Below are 21,531 nucleotides of genomic sequence, written 5' to 3'. Positions count from 1 at the left end.
ACACCTTCCTGCTGACGATCTTCCTGCGCCACGACGAATCGAAGCCGCTGCCGAAAATCAACGATCAACTGCGCGAGCAGGGCTTCTTCAAGACCTTCCCGCCGCCAGGCATCGAAGTCGTGTCGTGGTACGTGATGATGGGCATCGGGCAGGTCGTGACGCTGCGCGTGCCCGCGAGCCGGTTGCGTGAAGTGAACCGCGCGATCGAATCGACCGCGTGGGGCGGCTATCACACCGAGTTCTATCCGACCTACGACTACAAGGCGCAGGCGCAGCAAATGCGCGCAACTGAGGGCAAGTAGCGTTGAGCGTGCCAGCAGCTTGCCGCTAACGGCACGCATCGGCACGGCGCGGCGCGAGTAGCTGGATGAATCCGCAGGCTTCTCACGGATTGGGGACAGCTATTAGCGGGTTTACGCGAGCCGCGCTCCGGGTCGATAATGCCCCGGTCGTTCCGGCCCCCTGCCTGCGACGCCTAACGTGCCTTCGAGCGCTTCGCTGCATATCGAGGCCCGCTCCACCTGACCCACCGCCCCGTGTTGAAAACTGCGCGTTTTTTCGACCTGCTTCGCATTCCTGGCTTCAAGCCGCTCGCCGCCGCCACCCTGATGCTCGGTGTGGCGATGTCCTTCACCGCACCGTATCTGTCTCTGTTCGGCATCGAACGCGCCGGCATGACGCCGTTCCGGCTCGGCGTATTCATGACGTTGATCGCCGCGAGCGGCGTGCTCGCGAGCACGGTGGCGGGGCGCTGGAGCGACCGGAGCGGGCGGCATCGACCGTTATTGCTGGCGGCGCTCATCGCAGCCGCGCTCGGCTACCTGTGTCTGTGCGTGGTGCGCGATTACCGGCTGCTGCTCGTGGTCGGCATCGTGTTCATCGGCGCGGGCGGTTCGGCGATTTCGATGGTGTTCTCGTTCAGCCGCGCGGCGCTGCCGGTGCCCGACCCTGCCGAGCGCGTGTTCGCGAGCGCGACGCTGCGTACGATCCTCTCGGCCGCATGGGTGTTCGGGCCGGCGGTCGGCGCGCTGGTGCTCGCCGCGACGAGCTTCACCGGACTCTTCCTGTTCGCGGCCGCCAGCTTCGCGACCTGCGGCTTCATCGTCTGGCGCATGCAGGAGCCGCAGAGCCATCTCGGCGATCACACGGTCGAGGACACCGCGTCGGAGCCGTCCGCGTCGATCACGGTGCCGCCGCTGAGGCAGCCCGGCGAGGACGCGCACGAAACGCTGCCGGTCGCGTCGGCGAACGACATCCTGCGCTCGGTGACCGCGCTGACCTTGCTCGGCCTCGCCGCGAACGCGACGATGATCGTACTGCCGCTGTACATCGTGCATGGGCTCAACGGCACGCATCTCGACGTGTCGGTGATGCTCGGTCTCGGCGCGCTGACCGAGATCCCGATGATGCTCGCGCTCGGCGCGAAGTCGTCGTCGCTGCACAAGCCGAACTGGCTTGCCGCGTGCGCGGCCGTGCATGCGGTGTACTTCGTCGCGATGTCGCTGGCGGGCAACGTCAGCGAGCTGATCCCGATGCAGATGCTGAACGCGTTCGTGGTCGCCGTGACCTCGTGCCTCGGCATGACCTACGTGCAGGATCTGATGCCGCATTCGCCCGGGCGCGCGACCGCGCTGTTCTTCAATGCGGCGCGGGTCGGCTCGATCCTGTCGGGCGTGCTGTCGGGGCTGCTCGTGCAGGCGTTCAGCTATCGCGGCACGTTCCTGTTCTGCGGACTGCTGGGGCTGTGCGCGCTGGTGCTGTTCGCGGTGCCCGGCTATCGCTATCCGCTGATGTGGCGCGCGGTCAAGCGCTTCGCGGCCGAGCAATACGCGAAGCTGGCCGCCCGCCGCGGCACGCGCGTGCCCGAGCGCAGCGAATGACACGTGAGCCCGCCGCGTTCGCTTTCGCGCGGATGCGGCGCGCCTCCAGTTGCGTGGAACTTTGAGCCGCGCTGCGCCTCTGCAAAAAAGTGCGGCTTGCTTCGATACATGCGGCGTAGCTCGCGACACAGCGTCTATGCTTAAGGGCAGCCACGCCGCCGCAACACGACGACCGGAAAATCGGGCAGCGCAACGCAGCATCTTTCGGAGCGAGCCATGCAGCTAGGCATGATTGGATTGGGACGAATGGGCGCCGACATGGTGCGGCGCCTGACCAGGGGAGCTCAGCAGTGCATCGTCTACGACGTGCAGCCGGCGGCGGTCGACAGGCTGAAGCAGGAAGGCGTGGCCGGCGCGAGCTCGCTCGAAGACCTCGTCGCGAAGCTCGACAAGCCCCGCGCCGTGTGGCTGATGGTGCCCGCCGCCGTGGTCGACGCGACGCTCGACAAGCTCGTGCCGCTGCTCGAGTCGGGCGATGTCGTGATCGACGGCGGCAACTCCTACTACCACGACGACATCCGCCGCGGCCAGCAACTCGGCGCGCGCCAGCTTCATTACGTGGACGTCGGCACGAGCGGCGGCGTCGCGGGGCGCGAGCGCGGCTACTGCCTGATGATCGGCGGCGAGGCTGAGGTCGTCAAACGGCTCGAACCGATCTTCTCGACGTTGGCGCCCGGCGTGGGCACGCAGAGCGCGACACCGGGCCGCGCGGCGGGCGCGAGCACCGCTGAGCAGGGCTTTCTGCATTGCGGCCCGCAAGGCGCGGGGCATTTCGTCAAGATGGTTCATAACGGCATCGAGTATGGGCTGATGGCCGCCTACGCCGAGGGTCTGAACGTGCTGCGCCACGCCGACGCCGGCCGGCACGCGCGCGAGGCCGATGCGGAGACCTCGCCGCTGCGCCGTCCCGAGCTGTATCAATACGATCTGAATCTCGCGGATATCGCCGAGGTCTGGCGGCGCGGCAGTGTCATCGGCTCGTGGCTGCTCGACCTGATCGCCGGCTCGCTCGCCGGCGACACCGAACTGAAAGGCTACGCGGGCCGCGTATCGGATTCGGGCGAGGGGCGCTGGACCGTCACGGCGGCCATCGACGAAGGTGTGCCGACGCCGGTGCTCAGCGCGGCGCTGTTCGCGCGCTTCAGTTCACGCGGAGAAGCCGATTTCGCGAATCGCGTGCTGTCGGCGATGCGGCACGATTTCGGCGGCCACGCGGAAAAACCCGTCGCGCCGGACGGCGGGCTGAAGTAGCCGAGGCCATCCACGCGTGCGCTATCACGCCGATCCGCCAAACCGTCCCGCCGAACTTGCCACAAGGAACCGCGATGCCAGTCACCTCCGCCACGCCGCACGACGTCGTGTTTCTGTTCGATTGCGACAACACGCTGCTCGACAACGATCACGTGCTGCAGGATCTGCGCGCGCACATGATGGGCCAGTTCGGCGAAGAGAACAGTGCGCGCTATTGGGAAATCTTCGAGAACCTGCGCACCGAACTCGGTTACGCCGACTACCTCGGCGCGCTGCAGCGCTACCGGACCGAGCATCCACGCGACACGCGCCTGCTGTTGATGTCGTCGTTCCTGATCGAGTATCCGTTTGCGAACCGGCTCTATCCGGGTGCGCTCGACGCGCTGCGGCATCTCGGCAAGCACGGGCCGACGGTGATCCTGTCGGATGGCGACGTCGTGTTCCAGCCGCGCAAGATTTCGCGCTCGGGCTTGTGGGACGAAGTCGACGGGCGCGTGCTGATCTACATCCACAAGGAGTTGATGCTCGACCAGGTGATGGAATGCTATCCGGCGCGCCATTACGTGATGGTCGACGACAAGCTGCGAATTCTGAGCGCGATGAAGAAGGCATGGGGCGCGGAGCTGACCACCGTGTTCCCGCGCCAGGGACACTATGCGTTCGATGCGAAGGAGATCGCGAGCAATCCGCCCGCGGACGTGACGGTCGGGCGGATCGGCGAGTTGGCGGAGATCGACGTGCAAACGCTGTTGCGTAGCGCGAAGGGCAACTAGGCGGCGCCGCGCGCGTGATGCGGGCGCCGTTTGGTGACATCGCGGGCTCACGCGCCCAGCGCTTTCAGGCGCGCCAGGGTATCGGCCGCGCCCATCCGTGCGGCGGCATCGGCCGCGCTGACGCCGTTCGCGTCGCGCGCATGCGGGTCCGCGCCGTGCGCAAGCAGCAGATCGACGATCGCGGTGCGGTTGAACATCGCCGCGATCATCAGCGCGGTGCGGCCATCGGGCGATGCGCCTTCGACGTCGGCGCCATGCGCAAGCAAGGTTTCGATCACCTTGTCGAAGCCCTTGAACGCGGCGCCCGCGATCGGCGTCTGGCCCGCGTCGTTGCGCAGGTTCGCATCGGCGCCCCGGTCGAGCAGCGTGCGCACCGCGTCGACGTGGCCGTGGTAGCTCGCGAGCATCAGCAGGCTGTCGCCGCGCTCGTTGCGCAAATTCGGCGGCACGCCTTTCTCGATGACGGCCGCGAGCATCGTCGCATCGCCGCGCCGCGCGAGGTCGAAGACTTCGCGCGCGAGCGCCTGCAATTCGGGATCGGGTTGCGATGCGGGCGGGTTGTCGGTGTGGTCGGTCAAGGCACTCTCCTTGCGATGAATGAGCGGCGTGTTGCCGATGCCGCGCCCGGTCTTTCAGCGAGCATACACATTCCGTGGCGCTCGCGTTCGAACGCTGGCAGCCGCGCCGCTGTGCTAGACGTGGTCGAACAGCTTGACCAGCAGCCCGAATATGCCGATCGGGATGGCGACCGCGAGGCATGTGAACACGAGCGTAAGGACCAGGACCACGAGCACTTTCAGCGCACTGGGAGATGTCGACATGGCGGCCATTGACCTGAGACAGGAAATCACGACAAGAAAGCAGACAGCGCAAGGAGTTGCAGCACGAATGCCACATTCAGCGCGACATACTGCGAGTGGTAGAAAGCATTCGCCCCCGTTTGAGCAGCTTAGTACATTCGACTCGCACCGCCCCGCTTCGTTTCGAGTGCACCGCATCATCCGCCAACCAGCCTGACAGTTCTTTCGAGGAGTGACGCCATGGCCGAAGCAACCTCGCATCCCACCCCACCGCAAGTTCTGGACCCCGATACGCTGCGCAACCTCGATCGCTACTGGCGCGCATGCAATTACCTGTCGGTGGGCATGATCTATCTGCGCGACAACCCGTTGCTGCGCAAACCACTGAAGGCCGAGCACATCAAGAACCGGCTGCTCGGCCACTGGGGCTCCGACGCCGGCCAGAGCTTCGTGCTCGTGCATCTGAACCGGCTGATCCGCAAACACGATCTCGACGTGATCTTTCTGTCCGGCCCCGGTCACGGCGCCCCCGCGAGCCTCGCGCACTGCTACCTGGAAGGCCACTACTCGGAAATTTATCCGGACCGCAGCGAGGACGAAGCCGGTATGCGGCGCTTTTTCCGGCAATTCTCGTTCCCGGGCGGCATCGGTTCGCATTGCACGCCCGAAACGCCGGGCTCGATTCACGAAGGGGGCGAACTCGGCTACAGCCTGTCGCACGGCTACGGCGCCGCGTTCGACAACCCCGAGCTGATCGTCACCGTGATGATCGGCGACGGCGAAGCGGAAACCGGCCCGCTCGCCACGTCGTGGCATTCGAACAAATTCCTGAACCCGATCCGCGACGGCGCGGTGCTGCCGGTGCTGCATCTGAACGGCTACAAGATCGCCAACCCGACGCTGCTTGCGCGCATTCCGCGTGAGGAACTCGAAGCATTGATGGTCGGCTACGGGCACAAGCCGTATTTCGTCGAAGGCGACGATCCCGACACGATGCATCAGCAGATGGCCGCGACGCTCGAACAATGCATCGACGAAATTCGCGCGATCCAGCAGCATGCGCGGCAGAACAACGACACCACGCGCCCGCGCTGGCCGATGATCGTGCTGCGCTCGCCGAAGGGCTGGACCGGGCCGAAGGAAGTCGACGGTCACAAGGTGGAAGGCTCGTGGCGCTCGCATCAGGTGCCGGTGGCCGATGCGGTGAGCAATCGCAAGAGTCTGCAGATCGTCGAAGATTGGCTGCGCAGCTACGGCCCCGAAACGCTGTTCGACGCGAACGGCCGGCTCGTCGAAGAACTGCGCGCGCTCGCGCCCGAGGGCGCGCGCCGCATCAGCGCGAATCCGCACGCGAACGGCGGACTGTTGTGCAAGATGCTCGATATGCCGCGGTTCCGCGACTACGCGGTGGCCGTGAAGAAACCGGCGGCGGCGTATACGTCGCCGACCGCGGTGCTCGGCACGTTCCTGCGCGACGTGATGCGCAACAACATGTCGAACTTCCGGCTATTCGGTCCCGACGAAACTTCGAGCAACAAGCTGCAAGCGGTCTATGAAGCGTCGGGCAAGACCTGGCTCGCCGCGCTCGAACCGGGCGACGCCGACGGCGGCGAACTGTCGCCCGATGGCCGCGTGATGGAAATGCTCAGCGAGCACACGCTCGAAGGCTGGTTGGAAGGCTATGCGCTGACAGGTCGTCACGGACTCTTCGCGACCTACGAAGCGTTCGTGCACGTGATCGACTCGATGTTCAACCAGCACGCGAAGTGGCTCGAAAAAGCCAAGCGCGAGCTCGGCTGGCGGCAGCCGGTGCCGTCGCTCAATCTGCTGATCACGTCGATCGTGTGGCGCCAGGATCACAACGGTTTCACGCACCAGGACCCCGGTTTTCTCGACGTGGTCACGAACAAGAGCCCGGACGTCGTGCGCATCTATCTGCCGCCCGACGCGAACTGTCTGCTGAGCGTCGCCGATCACTGCCTGCGCTCGCGCGACTACGTGAACGTGATCGTGTCCGACAAGCAGCCGCACCTGGACTATCTCGACATGGACGCGGCCGTCACGCATTGCACCAAGGGCATCGGCATCTGGGACTGGGCGTCGACCGATCAGGGCGTCGAGCCGGACGTCGTGATCGCGTGCGCGGGCGACATCGCGACGATGGAAGCGCTCGCCGCCGTGCAGATCCTGAAGGAGCGCTGCCCGACGCTGAAGATCCGCTTCGTCAACGTGGTCGATCTGTTCCGCCTGATGCCCGAGCATGCGCATCCGCATGGACTGTCCGACCGCGATTTCGATTCGCTGTTTACGACCAGCAAGCCGGTGATCTTCAACTTCCACTCGTATGCGGCGCTCGTGCACAAGCTCACGTACAACCGTCAGAATCACGGAAACATGCACGTGCATGGCTATAACGAGAAGGGCAACATCAATACCCCGCTCGAACTCGCGATCATCAACGGCGTCGACCGCTTCACGCTGGCGATCGATGCGATCGATCGCGTGCCGTCGCTGCGCGGCGTCGGCGATCATACGAAGGAGTGGCTGCGCGGGCAGATCATCGAGCATCTCGCGTATGCGCACGAGGAAGGGATCGACAAGGAGGAAATCCGCAACTGGACGTGGAAAGGCTGAGCGAGGCGGCGCCATGCACGACCACGATCAGGAACGGACGATCCTCGTGCTGAACAGCGGGTCGTCATCGCTGAAGTTCGGGCTGTTCGCCCACTCGGCCAACGACGAAACACTGCTGCTCGAAGGCGCGGCCGAGGGCATCGGCCGCGACGACGGCCGCCTGCGGATCAGAGCGGCCGATGGCCGCGTGCTGTTGCAGCAGGAGCACTTGCTCCAATCGCAGACCGAGGCGTTGCAGGCGCTCTCGCAGGTGCTCGTGCAACAGCATCATGCGCGGCCCTCGGCGGTGGGGCATCGCGTCGTGCATGGCGGTCCGCATCTGCGCACGCACCGGCTCATCACCGACGACGTGCGCCGTCAGTTGCGCGACGCGCTGCACTTCGCGCCGCTGCATATCCCGCCGGCACTCGCGCTCATCGATGAAGCCACGCAGATCTTCGCCGACGCGCCGCACTATGCGTGCTTCGACACCGCGTTTCACGCGACGCTGCCGCCGCGTGCGGCGCAGCTCGCGTTACCGGGCCGTTACGCGGACGCTGGTGTGATCCGCTATGGCTTTCATGGACTGTCGTACGAATCGCTGGTCATGCAGCTCGGCGCGGCGTTGCCGTCGCGAGCGGTGTTCGCGCATCTCGGCAATGGGGCGAGCCTGTGCGCGCTGCTCGACGGCCGCTCGGTCGATACGTCGATGGGCCTGACACCGACCGGCGGCATCCCGATGGGCACGCGCTGCGGTGACCTCGATCCGGGCGTGCTGCTGTATCTGCTGCGCGCGGAACGGCTCGACGCCGATGCGCTGGAAGCGCTGCTCAATCGCCGCAGCGGGCTGGCCGGTTACGCGGACGGCGAAAGCGACATGCAAGTGCTCGAAAAACGCGCGGCGGCCGGCGACGCGCGGGCGTCGCTCGCGCTCGATGCCTTTGCGACCGCGGTGCGCAAGACGATCGGCGGGTATGCGGCACTGCTTGGCGGCATCGATCTGCTCGTGTTTACCGGCGGGATCGGCGAGCACAGCGCCGAGGTTCGGCGGCGCGTATGCGATGGGCTTGCGTTTCTTGGGCTCATCGAAAACGTTCCGGCGGGCAAGGTGAGGGTGTTGCACACCGAGGAGGAAAGGCAGATCGCGCGGCATTGCCGGGAACTGCTGCAAGCGGGCGGGAGTTGACTCGCCTGACTGAGGTCAGCCCTTGCGGACGACGGTCCGGTCCGCGACTGAGGTGACGCCGAATAGACGCGTGACGTCTTCGAGCATCGCGGCGCGCTGTGCTTCGCGCTGAAGCTCGCCCGACAGCGTGATGCGCCCCCGCGCGACCTTCACGCGCACGGCGCGCGGCGGCACGGCCGAATCCCACGCGAGACGGCGCGCTGCTTCGGCGGCGATCTGCGCGTCGGTCAGGCGGGCAGATTCGCTCGATCTCGAGCTTGTGGACCGCATGGCGTCTCCGCGAAACAGAATGTCGATCAACTCACACTAGCAGATGTGGCGGGTTTTGCCGGCGTGCGCGCTTCGCCGGCAGCGCGGATTCGCTCGCCGCGCCGGGCTCGCCACGTTTATCATAGTGCCCACCTGACAGAACGCGCCGTCCAGCCGCGAACGGCGCGCGCATCTTCCACGAGACCTCGCAATCCCATGAATTCGACTCCCGACGCTCCTTCCCGACCCTCGCTGCGCGCGCTGACCGCGCTCGAAGGACGTGTTCTCGGCGTGCTCGTCGAAAAACAGCACACGGTACCCGACAGTTATCCGTTGTCGCTGAACGCGCTGACGCTCGGCTGCAATCAGAAGACCGGCCGCGCGCCGGTGATGAGCGCGACCGAGGCCGAGGTACTGACCGCCGTCGACGGCCTGAAACGCCTGAGCCTCGTGTTCGAGGGCAGCAGCAGCCGCGTGCCGCGCTTCGAGCACAACATGAACCGCGTGCTCGGGCTGCCGGGACAGTCGATCGCGCTGCTGACCACGCTGCTGCTGCGCGGCGCGCAAACGGCCGCCGAATTGCGCCTGAACAGCGCGCGCCTGCATGGCTTCGCCGATATTTCGTCGGTCGAGGCGTTCCTCGACGAGCTGGCCGCGAACGATCCGCCTCGCGTCGTCCGGCTGCCGCGCATGGCGGGCGAGCGTGAGAATCGCTGGATGCATCTGTTGTGCGGCGAGGTCAGCATCACCGAAGCCGCGCAGTCCGCGCTCGCCGAGGACGACAGCGTGCCGCTGTCGGCATTCGAGGCGCTGAAGGCCGAGCAGAAGCGTCTCGCCGATGAAGTCAGCCGTCTGCAGGCCGTCGTGCGGCGCATGGCGACCGAGCTGGGTATCAGCGCGGACGATCTGTGATCTGAAACGGAAACGAAAGCGAAGGCGAAAACGCGCCCGGCCGCCTGTTTCACGCATCACGCCGACGCGGCCTATCCGCCAGCAACGTGCGCTGCGTGCGATAGAAGATCCGCGGCGGCACGTTCGGCGAGTCTTCGGCGAGACGGTCGAGCTCGGTACGGATCCCGGTGAGGTAGTGCGCTTCGCGCGCATCCGCGTCGCCGGCAAACACCGCTTCGAGTCGCCGACGCACCGCGCCATAGCGCGCACCGGCCGCGCGATGCTTCTCGGCACGCTCCGCATAGCGCAGGAACGTCTGCAACGCAGCCGACATCGCCGCCGCCACGCTGACGAGCCCAACGACTATCCGCATCTCGATCGACACCGGCGGCGCGCTCAACGACGCGAACACCGCCGTGCCGACGAACGCGGTCAGCGCGGTCACGAGCCAGCCCATGCGGCGCTCGCGCGCCGACAGCAGATCCGCCATGTCGTAATGGCTCATCTGCGATTCGCGCACGCGGCGAATCCATTTCAACAGCAGCTCGGTTTCGTCGACGGGCGGCTCGTAGGCGGGCGGGGTCGTCATCGTTCAGCGTTCGGCACGCGCATCAATCGTAGGAAAACGAGCTGCCGAACTTCTCGATCCGCTCCAGCGCCATGCCCGAGCCGCGTACCACGCAGGTCAGCGGCGCCTCTGCAACGAACACCGGCAGGCCGGTTTCCTCGGCGAGCAGACGGTCGAGATCGCGCAGCAGCGCGCCGCCACCCGCGAGCGTGATGCCGCGCTCGGCGATGTCCGCGCCGAGTTCCGGTGGCGTCTGTTCCAGTGCGATCTTCACCGACGACACGATCTGATTCAGCGGATCGGTCAGCGCTTCGAGGATCTCGTTGCTCGACACCGTGAAGCTGCGCGGAATGCCCTCGGACATGTTGCGGCCTTTGACTTCCATCTCCATGACCTCGGAGCCCGGAAACGCGGAGCCGATTTCCTTCTTGATCGCCTCGGCGGTCTGCTCGCCGATCAGCATGCCGTAGTTGCGGCGGATGTAGTTGACGATGGCGTCGTCGAACTTGTCGCCGCCGACGCGTACCGAGCCTTTGTACACAATGCCGCCGAGCGAGATCACGCCGACCTCGGTGGTGCCGCCGCCGATATCGACGACCATCGAACCGGTTGCATCCGACACCGGCAGGCCGGCGCCCGTCGCCGCGGCCATCGGTTCCTCGATCAGATAGACCTGCGAGGCGCCCGCGCTATGCGCGGCCTCCTTGATCGCGCGGCGCTCGACCTGGGTCGAACCGCACGGCACGCAGATGATGATGCGCGGCGATGGCGCAAACAGCCGCGACTCGTGCGCCATCTGGATGAAGCGCTTGATCATCTGCTGGGTGATGTTGAAATCGGCGATCACGCCGTCTTTCATTGGGCGGATCGCCTCGATGTTGCCCGGTACCTTGCCGAGCATCTGCTTCGCTTCGCGGCCCACGGCGAGGATGATCTTCTTGCCGTTCGGCCCGCCTTCCTGGCGGATCGACACGACCGACGGCTCGTCGAGAACGATGCCCTTGCCGCGCATGTAGATCAGCGTGTTCGACGTACCGAGGTCGATTGCCAGGTCGTTGGAAAAGTAGCCGCGCAGAAAACCGAACATGCGTATTCCTGTCTTTTCGAAGGCGGGCGCGTGAGCGCCGCCGGGAGCTTGTCGGGGTCTGCCGCTTGCACGCGGCGGGCGGCCAGAGCGGCCGCGCGACAGCAAGAATAGCAGTTTATCGGCGGGCGCGGCCGCACTATCGTCCGCTATCTGCCGCTCGCCGGCCCCAGCCGCGCCGCGATCGTGCGGCATGCCGCAAGCAGCGGCTCGATGTAAGTGGCTTGCACATCGTCGCGTCGGCGGAAGGTCGGCATGCTGATGCTCACGCAGCCGGCCGCGCGGCCGTCCGGGCCGCGGATCGCGGCGCCGTAGCAGCAGATCGATACTTCGTTCTCCTCGCGGTCTTCCGCGTAGCCGCGCTGCGCGGTCGCGTCGAGCTCGCGGCGCACGGCGTCGAGGTCGGTCAGCGTGTGCTCGGTGAAACGCTCGAGCGGCGCGTTCTTCAGCAACGCCTCGCGCTCGGCCACGCTGAGTGTCGCCAGATACGCCTTGCCGACCGAACTCGACGTCAGCGACACACGCGTGCCGATGCGCGATGCCATGCGCACCGCGTGCGGGCTTTCGAGCTTTTCGATGTAGACCATCTCGCCCTGGCTGGGCACCGCGAGGTGGATCGTCTCCGATGTGAAGTCGCGCAACGCCATCAACGCATCGACGGCCGCGAGCCGCAGGTCCGAGCGCTCCCAGCTATGGCTCGCAAGGTTGATCAGGCGCGGTCCGAGGCCGAAGGTGTTGCCGCTGCCGCTCGCGACGATCAGCCCTTCAGCCTGCAAAGCCGCGACGATGCGATGGACGGTCGGGCGTGGATAGCCGCTCGCCGCGCTCAGTTTCGCGACGTTGGGCGGCGTTGGCGCATCGGCGATCAGTTGCAGCACAGCGATGAACTTCGAGAACGCGGCGGCGCCGGCGACGGCCTTGGAGTCGGCTTTGTCGTCGGCGTGCCCGACAGCATCATGGCCGGCGGCGCCGGCGTGGGAACGGGGTTTGGAAGCGGAACTCGACATCACACGGAGGCAGGGCAGAGCAGGGGTACGCAATTATGCCTTTATCGATGGCGTCGAACGACGGCGGCGCCGCTTCACGCGACCAGATATCCGCCGTCGACCGGCACGATTGCGCCGGTCATGAACGACGCCGCCGGCGAGCACAGGAACACCGCGACCTGCGCGACTTCTTCCGGCGTGCCCCAGCGACGCAGCGGCGTACGTTCCAGAATCGCCAGCGAGCGTCCATCGTCGTCCTGCAACGCCTGCGTGAGCGGCGTTGCGATCCAGCCCGGCGCAACCGCATTGACGCGAATGCCGTCGGCGGCATAGGCGATCGCGAGCGACTTCGTTAGCTGCGCCACCGCGCCCTTGCTCGCGCTATAAGCGGGCACGAGACCGCCGCCGAAAAAACTCAGCATCGACGCCGTATTGACGATGCAGCCCGCCGACGCCTTCAACGAGTCGCGCGCGGCGGCGCACACGCGCATCGTGCCGTTCAGATTGATATCCATCACGCGTTCGAACACGTCGAGCCGATGTTCTTCGACGCGGCTGATCACGCCGGCGCAGTTGACCACGATGTCGAGACGCTCGAACGCGTTCACCGCGGCCGTGACGGCGTTGCCCGAGCGGACATCCAGCGTGACGCGCGCAATCTCGCGATTGAGCGTATCGGGCGTGCCTTCGGGCAGCGGCAAACCAGCCGCCACCGTGTGCGCGCCAAGCTGCGCGAGCGTGTTGGCGATCGCCGCGCCGATACCGGACAAGCCGCCGGTCACGAGCGCGGTCTTGCCTTCGAGGAGCTGGTTCTGGAACGTCATGGGAGAAGCCGCCTCAGGTGGGTTGGGTCTCGATCGAGCTCGCGAGCGGCGCGGGCGCCACTTCCTGGACGACGAACAGATAGACGAGCGCCGCCGCGAACGCGACGGCCGCGCTGATCAGCAGCGCGTTGACGAACGAATGCGTCCGATCGACGACGATGCCGGTGATCACCGGCGCGAACGAGCCGCCCAGATAGCCGCCGAAGTTCTGCATGCTGCCGAGCGACGCCACCAGATGTCGCGGCGCGGCGACGCTGACGAGCGCCCATGCGCTGCCGCTCGACAGGTTCACGAACAGCATCGCGAGCGACACGTAGACGATCGCGAGCGTCGTGCTCGGTGTGTAGGCGGCCGGCACCGTGAATGCGGCCGCGCCGACGAGACCGACGCACAGCGGCCACTTGCGGCTGCGGATCGGCGCCATGCCGCGCTTCAACAGATAGTCGGCGATCACGCCGCTGCTCGCCATGCCGATCGTGCCGAACACATACGGAATCGCGACGAGCCAGCCGGTGTGCGCGATGCTCAGATGACGCTCACGCTCCAGATAGCCGGGCAGCCACGTCAGATAGAGCCACACCATGTAGATCACGCCCATGAAGCCGAAGATCATGCCCCACGTGTTGCGCAGCTTGAACAGCGCGCCCCATTCGGACCAGCTGAGGCCCTGCGGATTCTCCTGACCGGTCGCGCCTTCGTTCAGATGCGCGGTTTCTTCTTCGGTCAGCGCGATTTCGCTGCGATTGCGATAGACGAGGTACCACGCGAGCGCGACGACAACGCCGAGCACGCCCATGATGACGAACATCGTTCGCCATCCGAAGGAAAGCATCAGCACCGTGAGCAGCGGCGGTGCGATCATCGGCGCAATGGTGGATGACGAGATGAAGGTGCCGATCGGCGTGCCGCGCTCGCGTACCGCGAACCATTCGCTGACGACTTTCGCGCCGGCCGGAAACAGCGGCGCCTCGGCGATGCCGAGCACGACGCGCGCCGTGAGGAAGTGATTGAGCGTCTGGATGAAGCCGCCCGCGACCTGGGCGATCGACCACACGAGCATGCCGAGGCCGAGCATCACGCGCGATCCGAAACGGTCCAGCAGCGCGCCGACCGGCAACTGCGCGAACGCATACGACAACGAGAACGCGGACAGCAGCAGCCCCATCTGCGAAGCGGACAGATGCAATTCCTCGCTGACCAGATGATTCGCGATCGACAGCGTGCTGCGGTCGAGATAATTGACGATGCCCGCCACCGTCAGAAAGACGACGGCGACCACCTGGATACGTTTCAGACGCTGCGACTTCTGAAGCATGTTTGTCTCCTGCGCAATGGGTCCTGCTGTGTGGGAATGGTGTTGCCGTGCCTGTCGGTATTGCGGTGTCCTAGCCGTTGGTTCCGTTGGGGGCTTGCGCGGCGTTTTACCGGACGAACTGCTCGACGTAGTCTTCGCCGAGGCCCACCGCCGCGTAGTGCTTGCGGCACATGTCGATCTTCGTGAATACGTCTTCGTAACCGGTGTAGTTCCCGTACGGATCGCAATAGAACATCACGCCGTTGACCTGGAAGTACGTGATCATTTCCTCGACGTCCTCGGGCACATATAACGTATGCGTTTCGCCCGGCGGCTCGTACACGTAGCTGCCTTCGGTCGCGACCCAGTCATGCTCGAGATAACGCCAGCGGCCCTTGAGCACCATGCCGTGCACGGCCTGCGGATGACGATGCCGGCTCAACACGCCCGAGCGGCGTACGCGCAGCAGATTCATCCAGTATCCCTGCGACGCATTCAGGCACAGTGGGCGGAACGACACGTTTTCTGCCTGCGGGACCCACACGCGTTCGTCGGTCGGAATCGCGAAGGGCACGACGATTTCCTTTTGCGCTTCGTTCGGGAACGGGAGCTGGTACGGCGTCAGGTCGGATTGATTGGCCTCTGGCATGGGAAATTCCTCGCGCGGCGTGCAGAAAGAAGCAATGTCCACATTGTGGATAAAAAGTCCACAATGTGGTTATTATCGGAGCCGCTTTGGGCGGGGTCAATCCTGGGGAAATTACTGGTCAGGCACGATAAAGCGACGCCGCACTCATTCTCGAACCGCGCGAAAGATGCACGTGTTGCTATCTCATAAAAGCCGCACGACACGCAAAAAGCGCCTAAAGCAAGGCCTGCCCGCGCATTCTGATCGAACACCATCTTTAAGTCTGCTTTAAGTGGAGGCCACTACATTACGCATCCACCACGTAACCCTCCGCAAGACTCCCTGACTATGACCACCAAAAACTATTGGCGCGGTAGCGCCGCGATCTGCGCTGTCCTCGCAATCGGCGGCGCGTATGCGCTCAGCCATCGCAATGCCGATGCGTCGGTGAACGACGCGCAGGGCCCGACGTCGTCGCTGCACGCCGCGGCGGATATCGTCGGCTCGCGCTCGTCGGCACCGGACTTCTCCAGCATCGTGACGCGCTATGGCCCGGCGGTCGTGCATATCGGCGTGAAAGAAGCCGCGTCGGTCGACGAGAACGGTCAACGCAAGAGCGGCGGCGAAGCGCTCGGCTCGGGCTTCATCATCAGCCAGGACGGGTACATCCTGACCAACAATCACGTCGTCGACGGCGCGACCAGCGTGACCGTGAAGCTCACCGACGGCCGCGAATTCCACGCGCGCGTGATCGGCAAGGACAAGGCCACCGACGTCGCCGTCGTCAAGATCGACGCGACCAATCTGCCGACCGTGAAGATCGGCAACCCGGACAGCAGCAAGGTCGGCGAATGGGTCGTGGCGATCGGCTCGCCTTACGGCTTCGACAGCACGGTGACCTCGGGCATCATCAGCGCGAAATCGCGCTCGTTCTCCGACGATAGCCCGATCCCGTTCATCCAGACCGACGTGCCGGTCAACCCGGGCAACTCGGGCGGTCCGCTGTTCAACCTGAACGGCGAAGTGATCGGCATCAACTCGATGATCTACTCGCGCACCGGCGGCTTCCAGGGACTGTCGTTCGCCATCCCGATCGACGCGGCGATGCACGTGAAGGACCAGCTCGTGAGTACCGGTCACGTGAGCCGCGGCCGCATCGGCGTGGGCGTGCAGCCGCTCAGCGCCGACAAGGCCAAGGCGCTCGGCCTCGACTCGACGGGCGGCGCACTGGTCGGCTCGGTCGATCCGAATGGTCCCGCGCACGCAGCCGGTCTGCGCCAGGGCGACGTGATCGTCGGCGTGAACGGCAAGCATATTGGTAATACGACCGAATTGATCGGTCAGGTCGCGCAACTCTCGCCGGGCAGCAAAGCGACGATCAGCGTGTGGCGCAACGGCGGCGAAAGCAAGCTGGCGGTGACGGTGGGCGCGCAGCAAGCGTCGGACATGGCGTCGGCCGCGCCACGCGAAGAGCAGCAGGAACAACCGCAGCAGCAAAACCGTCCGCGTCTCGGCGTCGCCGTGCGTGCGCTGACCCAGGACGAACAGCAGCAAGCGCAGCTGCCGGGCGGCGTGGTGGTGCAGCAGTCCACCGGTCCGGCCGCCGAAGCCGGCATTCAGGCGGGCGACATCATCGTTGCCGTCGACGGCAAGGTGATTCACGGCGTCGAGCAACTGCGCCGCATGATCGCTCAGGCGGACGACAGCGTGTCTGTCACCGTGGTGCGCGATGGTGAACAAGCATCGGTCGACGTAACGCTTGGCTGATGAGTAGAACCCGCCGGTGCAATGCCGGCGGCGGGCACGACGCGCTGCTGTGGCGCGCGTGCCTCAGTTGGACGGGTGGACCCCCTCAGCGTGAGACGTGCTTTGCGTGACGTTCCGCGGCTCGTCGGGCCCGCCCCCCAATGCGACGTAAAGCGACACCCCGTTCTGCAAGGCCGTCGCCCGAAGCTGGATCAGCTGCTGCTCGGCGGCAAACTGATTGCGTCGCGCATCCACCACCTCGAGATAGATCGAGATCCCGTTTTCGTAGCGCAGCTCCGCCGTTTCGGCAAGTTGCCGCTGCGCCTGCACCGCCTGTTCCTGCGCCGCGATCTGTTCCTTGTAGCGTTGTCGCGCGACCAATGCGTCGGACACTTCACGAAACGCGTTCTGCACCGTGCGCTGATAATCGGCGACCAGTTCGTCGCGTCGCGCGCGCGCCTGCGATAGTTGCGCCTGGCGCTGTCCCGCATCGAAGATCGGCATGCCGACCAGCGCGCCGAACGACCACGCCTGCTTGGCCGGCACGAACAGATCGCCGAGTTCGGGCGACACATATCCGAAGCTACCCGTCAGCGCGATGCGTGGAAAAAAGTCCGCACGAGCGGCGCCGATGTCGGCATTGGCTGCGCGCAGTTGCTGCTCGGCCTGCTGGATGTCCGGCCGGTCGATCAGCAGTGCGGAGGGCAGGCCCGCATCGAGCTCGCGGAACTGCGCGGCGTCGGCGATCGGCGGCGCCGGCGGTAGCGACCCGCTGAGCGGCCCGCCGATCAGCACCTCGAGCAGATGGCGCTGCTGCGCGGTGGTCCGTTGCAGCTCGGCCAGCTGCGTCTGCGCCTGCGTGACCAGAATGGCCGCCTGGTCGTAATCGACCATCGACGTGACGCCCGCGTCGAGTCGCATCTTCGCGACTTCCAGCGCGTAGCGCCGACTGTCGAGCGTCTGTTGTGCAAGCTCGATGCCTTCCTCGCCCGAGCGGATCGCGTAGTAGTTCGACGCGACATTGCCGATCAGCGACAAACGGAACGCGTGCTGCGCGTCGACAGTGGCCAGATATCGACGCCGCGCGGCTTCGCTGGTGTTGCGCACGCGCCCCCAGAAGTCGAGTTCGAACGACGTCACCGCGGCCTGCACGTTGTACTGGTTGAACTGGACCGAGATGTCCGTGTTGTCGAACTCGGGATCGATCGAACCGAGTGGCGCCCTGGTGCGGGTCGCACCCGCGTTCGCATTGACCTGCGGCAAACGCGCGGCGTTCTGGATGCGATAAAACGCGCGCGCCTGCTCGATGCGCGCGATCGACGCGGCGAGATCGCGGTTGTGCTCGAGCGCCGCCTCGATCAGCAGCTTCAGTTGCGGATCGGCGAAGAAGGTCTGCCAGTCGACTTCGCTTGCCAGATGCGCGCCGGCCGGATTGGCGGTCTCCGTCGTGTCGAAACGATCTGCGATCGGCAATTGGGGCTGCTGATAGTTCGGCGCAAAGTTGCAGGCGGCGAGCGAGCAGCAGAAGAGGGGCAGCGCGAGGCGCAAATGAAGGCATTTACGCATCGCGCTGCCCTCCACCCGAATCGCGCGGCATGGCCGTCGGCAGATCGTCATCGTCGAGATCGATGCTGCGTTTCTTGCGGCTCAGCCAGCGTCGCGCGGCGACATAGAACAGCGGCGTAAAGAAGACGCCGAACATCGTCGCGGTCAGCATGCTGCCCATCACGCCGGTGCCGACCGCGCGGCGGCTCGCCGCGCCCGCGCCGGTCGCGAGCACGAGCGGCAGCATGCCCAACACGAACGTGACGCTCGTCATCAGAATCGGGCGCAGACGCTGCTGTGCGCCGCTTTTGGCGGCGGCTAGCGCGTCCCTTCCTTCGGATTCCTCCTTGATCGCAAATTCGACGATCAGAATGGCGTTCTTCGCGGCAAGGCCGATGATCGTCACGAGGCCGATGTTGAAATACACGTCCGCGGACAGTCCACGCAGCATCGTCAACAGTACCGCGCCAATCACGCCGAACGGGATGATCAGCAACACCGCGACCGGAATCGCCCAGCTCTCGTACAGCGCCGCGAGCAACAGGAACACGACCACGAGCGACAGCCCGAGCAGCATGCCGATCTGGCCGCTCGCCTGTTTTTCCTCGAGCGCGGTGCCGGTCCATTCGTAACTCAGGTTGCCGGTCAACACGTGCGACGCGATGCGCTCCATCTCGGCGATCGCCGCGCCGCTCGAACGGCCGGGCGCGGCCTGACCCGACAGTGTCGCGGACGGAAAGCCGTTATAGCGTTCGAGCTGCTGCGGTCCGGAAATCCAGCGCACGCGCGTGAACGCCGAGAACGGCACCATCTCGCCGCGGTTATTGCGCAAGCGCAGCGAAGTCACGTCCTCGGCACGCATGCGTTGCTCGGCGTCCGCCTGCAACAGCACGCGCAGCACGTTGCCCTCGAACACGAAGTCGTTCACGTAGTTCGAGCCGAACGTCAGCGCAAGCGCCTGGTTGACCTGACCGATTTGCAGGCCTAATGCGCGCGCCTTCACGCGGTCGATCTCGACATACAGTTGCGGCGCTTCCGGCATGCCCTCGGCGCGCACGCCCGCGAGAACGGGGCTTTGCGACGCCTCGATCATCATCCGCCGCGCGGCCTGTTGCAGCGCTTCGCCGCCGATGCCGCTGCGATCCTGGATCTTCATCGTGAAGCCGGTCGCGTTGCCGAGCGACGGAATCGGCGGCGGGTCGAGCGCAAAAATGATCGCCTCGGGAATCTGCCGAAACGCCGCATTCGCGCGACGCACCAGCGCGCTCGCCGAATTGGCCTCGCCCGAGCGCTCGTCCCACGGCTTCAGATCGACGAACGACAGAGCCGCCGATTGCCCCTGGCCAAAGAAGCTGAAGCCCGTCACGGACGCGACGTTGCGCACTTGCGGCTGGGTTCGCAGAAACGCCTCGACCTGGTCGATCGCGTGCTGCGTGCGCTGGTCGGTCGAACCCGGCGGGCCGGTATACGTAATGAAGATATGCCCCTGGTCCTCGGTCGGCAGAAAGCCGGTTGGCAGCCGCGTGAAGAAAAACACGGTGATCGCGCAGGCCGCGACGAACACCAGCAGCCAGCGCAGCGGCGAGCGCAGCATCGCATCGACGCCCACGATATAGCGTGTGGTGCCCGCGTCGAGCCCACGATTGAAGCCGTCGAACACGCGATGCAGCAGACGCGAAGCCGCGTTCTTCGGCCGCTCTTCGGCGGCCGCCTCGCTGCGCAACAGCGCCGCGCACAACGCCGCGCCGAGTGTCAGCGCCAACATCGTCGACAGCAGGATCGACACCGCGAGCGTGACCGAAAACTGCCGGTAGATGCCGCCCGTCGAGCCCGGAAAAAACGCCATCGGAATGAACACCGCAACGAGCACCAGCGTACTCGCGATCGCCGCGCCCGATATCTGCCCGATCGCCTTCACCGTTGCGCGCGGCGCGCCGAGCCCTTCCTCGCGCATGATGCGCGCGACGTTTTCGACGACGACGATCGCGTCGTCGTTGAGGATACCGATCGCGACCACCATGCCGAACAGCGACAGAATGTTGATCGACAGCCCGAACAGGTAGAGCCCCGCGCACGTGCCGATCAACGCGATCGGCACCACGATCGTCGGGATCACGGTCGCGCGCCAGTCCTGCAGGAACAGGAACACCACGACCGTCACGAGCAACAGCGCCTCGACCATCGTGCGGATCACGCCCTGCACCGAGGTCGTGATGAACGGCGTGGTGTCGAACGGCACGGTCCACGCGACGCCGCGCGGGAAGATCGGCTGCAATTCGGCCATGCGCCGGCGCACCGCACTGGCGACTGCGAGCGCGTTCGCGCCGCTCGCGAGCTGGATCGCGATCCCGGCCGACGCCTTGCCGTTGACGGTCAGGCGGTTGCCGTAGCTGTCGTTGCCGAGCTCGACGCGCGCGACGTCGCCCACCCGCACGGTCGAGCCATCCGGATTCGCGTGCACGATGATTTCGCGGAACTGCTCCGGCGTCGTGAAGCGGCTTTGCGTGACGATCTGCGCGGTGAACTCGGAGCCCGGCGCGATCGGCTGATCGCCGAGGCTGCCGCCTGCGGTCTGGCTGTTCTGCTCCTGGATCGCCTGCAGCACCTCGCTGGCCGACAGCCCAAAGCCCGCGAGCTTGCGCGGATCGAGCCAGATCCGCATCGCGTACGACGAGCCGAACAGCTGCACGTCGCCGACGCCGTCGATACGGCGCAGCTCGTTGATGATGTTGTTCGACGCGAAGTTGCCCATCGCGACGGCGTCGGTGGTGCCGTCGGTCGCCTGCAGTGCAAGCAGCATCAGAAAGCCCGACGACGCCTTCGTCACGCTCAAGCCGATCTGACGGACTTCGAGCGGCAGGCGCGGTTCGACGCGGCTCAGACGGTCCTGCACCTGAGTGCGCGCGATGTCGAGATCGGTGCCGGGCTTTAGCACCACGGTGATCTGCATCGTGCCGTTCGAGCGGCTCACCGACGACATGTACAGGAAATTCTCGATGCCGTTCATCTCGTCTTCGACGATCGACGTGACGGTACGCTCGAGCGTGCTCGCGTCCGCGCCGCTGTAGACCGCGCTGATGGTGAGCGACGGCGGAGCGACGTCGGGGTACTGCTCGACCGGCAGCAGCGCGAGCGCGATCGAGCCGAACAGCACGATGAAAAGGGCGATGACCCACGCGAAGACCGGCCGGGCGACGAAGAATCGATTCATCG

At 65.7% G+C, this 21,531-nt stretch carries 19 protein-coding genes; 8 read left to right on the top strand and 11 right to left on the bottom strand.

Translation table 11 applies throughout. The features are described from left to right. The 4 genes from F6X40_RS21290 to F6X40_RS21275 all read left to right on the top strand — a co-directional run. The coding region (locus tag F6X40_RS21290) for a hypothetical protein (protein ID WP_187629115.1) at positions 1-302 on the top strand (302 nt) is incomplete at its 5' end. A gap of 234 nt (positions 303-536) precedes the next feature. Then, entirely contained in the window at positions 537-1,880 is a 1,344-nt protein-coding gene (locus F6X40_RS21285; RefSeq protein ID WP_187629114.1) for a sugar efflux transporter, read from the top strand. A 216-nt stretch (positions 1,881-2,096) separates the two neighbouring features. Continuing rightward, positions 2,097-3,131: a phosphogluconate dehydrogenase (NAD(+)-dependent, decarboxylating) gene (gene gnd / locus F6X40_RS21280; protein ID WP_187629113.1), complete on the top strand. Its 1,035-nt coding sequence runs from the start codon at positions 2,097-2,099 to the stop codon at positions 3,129-3,131. Between the two features lie 74 nt (positions 3,132-3,205). Next, positions 3,206-3,904, top strand: a complete 699-nt coding sequence (locus F6X40_RS21275; protein WP_184062245.1) for an HAD family hydrolase — start codon at positions 3,206-3,208, stop codon at positions 3,902-3,904. 47 nt (positions 3,905-3,951) lie between these two features. Here F6X40_RS21275 and F6X40_RS21270 read toward each other — a convergent pair whose 3' ends face one another. Both F6X40_RS21270 and F6X40_RS42405 read right to left on the bottom strand, forming a co-directional pair. Further along, complete coding sequence (locus F6X40_RS21270) at positions 3,952-4,482, bottom strand: ankyrin repeat domain-containing protein (RefSeq protein WP_187629112.1); 531 nt, start codon at positions 4,480-4,482, stop codon at positions 3,952-3,954. Between the two features lie 114 nt (positions 4,483-4,596). Further along, positions 4,597-4,725 (bottom strand): hypothetical protein, encoded by a 129-nt coding sequence (locus F6X40_RS42405; protein ID WP_260335472.1) that lies wholly within the window; start codon positions 4,723-4,725, stop codon positions 4,597-4,599. A 219-nt stretch (positions 4,726-4,944) separates the two neighbouring features. Here F6X40_RS42405 and F6X40_RS21265 point away from each other — a divergent pair, with 219 nt between their 5' ends. Continuing rightward, positions 4,945-7,338: a phosphoketolase gene (locus tag F6X40_RS21265; protein ID WP_187629111.1), complete on the top strand. Its 2,394-nt coding sequence runs from the start codon at positions 4,945-4,947 to the stop codon at positions 7,336-7,338. A 13-nt stretch (positions 7,339-7,351) separates the two neighbouring features. Continuing rightward, the gene (locus F6X40_RS21260; RefSeq protein WP_187629110.1) at positions 7,352-8,503 is read left to right on the top strand and encodes an acetate/propionate family kinase; all 1,152 of its coding nucleotides are present in this window, start codon (positions 7,352-7,354) and stop codon (positions 8,501-8,503) included. Between the two features lie 15 nt (positions 8,504-8,518). Here the strand turns inward: F6X40_RS21260 and F6X40_RS21255 are convergent, their stop codons facing one another. Next, positions 8,519-8,773: a BON domain-containing protein gene (locus tag F6X40_RS21255; RefSeq protein ID WP_184035143.1), complete on the bottom strand. Its 255-nt coding sequence runs from the start codon at positions 8,771-8,773 to the stop codon at positions 8,519-8,521. A 195-nt stretch (positions 8,774-8,968) separates the two neighbouring features. Between F6X40_RS21255 and F6X40_RS21250 the strand changes: the two genes are divergently transcribed. Continuing rightward, positions 8,969-9,664 (top strand): YceH family protein, encoded by a 696-nt coding sequence (locus F6X40_RS21250; RefSeq protein ID WP_187629109.1) that lies wholly within the window; start codon positions 8,969-8,971, stop codon positions 9,662-9,664. 49 nt (positions 9,665-9,713) lie between these two features. Here the strand turns inward: F6X40_RS21250 and F6X40_RS21245 are convergent, their stop codons facing one another. The 6 genes from F6X40_RS21245 to F6X40_RS21220 form a co-directional block, all read right to left on the bottom strand. Next, complete coding sequence (locus F6X40_RS21245; protein ID WP_187629108.1) at positions 9,714-10,232, bottom strand: SLATT domain-containing protein; 519 nt, start codon at positions 10,230-10,232, stop codon at positions 9,714-9,716. 22 nt (positions 10,233-10,254) lie between these two features. Further along, a complete protein-coding gene (locus F6X40_RS21240) occupies positions 10,255-11,298 on the bottom strand; it encodes a rod shape-determining protein (protein WP_013091688.1) in 1,044 nt (347 codons plus the stop codon). 146 nt (positions 11,299-11,444) lie between these two features. Beyond that, positions 11,445-12,302, bottom strand: coding sequence for an IclR family transcriptional regulator (locus F6X40_RS21235; RefSeq protein WP_187616728.1), 858 nt, complete (start codon positions 12,300-12,302; stop codon positions 11,445-11,447). A gap of 74 nt (positions 12,303-12,376) precedes the next feature. Further along, a complete protein-coding gene (locus F6X40_RS21230; protein WP_018425118.1) occupies positions 12,377-13,105 on the bottom strand; it encodes an SDR family NAD(P)-dependent oxidoreductase in 729 nt (242 codons plus the stop codon). A 13-nt stretch (positions 13,106-13,118) separates the two neighbouring features. Then, positions 13,119-14,420 carry an MFS transporter gene (locus F6X40_RS21225; protein ID WP_187629107.1) on the bottom strand — a complete coding sequence of 434 codons (1,302 nt, stop codon included), beginning with the start codon at positions 14,418-14,420 and terminating at the stop codon, positions 13,119-13,121. Positions 14,421-14,526: 106 nt separating this feature from the next. After that, on the bottom strand, positions 14,527-15,048 hold the full coding sequence (locus F6X40_RS21220) for a 2,4'-dihydroxyacetophenone dioxygenase family protein (RefSeq protein ID WP_187629106.1): 522 nt from the start codon (positions 15,046-15,048) through the stop codon (positions 14,527-14,529). 327 nt (positions 15,049-15,375) lie between these two features. Here F6X40_RS21220 and F6X40_RS21215 point away from each other — a divergent pair, with 327 nt between their 5' ends. Next, positions 15,376-16,794 carry a trypsin-like peptidase domain-containing protein gene (locus tag F6X40_RS21215; protein WP_187629105.1) on the top strand — a complete coding sequence of 473 codons (1,419 nt, stop codon included), beginning with the start codon at positions 15,376-15,378 and terminating at the stop codon, positions 16,792-16,794. Positions 16,795-16,857: 63 nt separating this feature from the next. Here the strand turns inward: F6X40_RS21215 and F6X40_RS21210 are convergent, their stop codons facing one another. Together F6X40_RS21210 and F6X40_RS21205 are read right to left on the bottom strand one after the other, a co-directional pair. Next, positions 16,858-18,339: an efflux transporter outer membrane subunit gene (locus tag F6X40_RS21210; protein ID WP_187629104.1), complete on the bottom strand. Its 1,482-nt coding sequence runs from the start codon at positions 18,337-18,339 to the stop codon at positions 16,858-16,860. Further along, entirely contained in the window at positions 18,332-21,529 is a 3,198-nt protein-coding gene (locus tag F6X40_RS21205; RefSeq protein ID WP_187629103.1) for a multidrug efflux RND transporter permease subunit, read from the bottom strand. Before F6X40_RS21205 ends, F6X40_RS21210 begins: the two co-directional genes overlap by 8 nt. Between the last annotated feature and the right edge of the window lie 2 nt (positions 21,530-21,531).

It is taken from the genome of Paraburkholderia sp. UCT31 (assembly GCF_014397655.1).
GTDB classification, from domain to species: domain Bacteria; phylum Pseudomonadota; class Gammaproteobacteria; order Burkholderiales; family Burkholderiaceae; genus Paraburkholderia; species Paraburkholderia tuberum.
The sequence above is the reverse complement of the archived record's forward strand: the minus strand, read 5'-3'. Positions and strand labels throughout refer to the sequence as shown.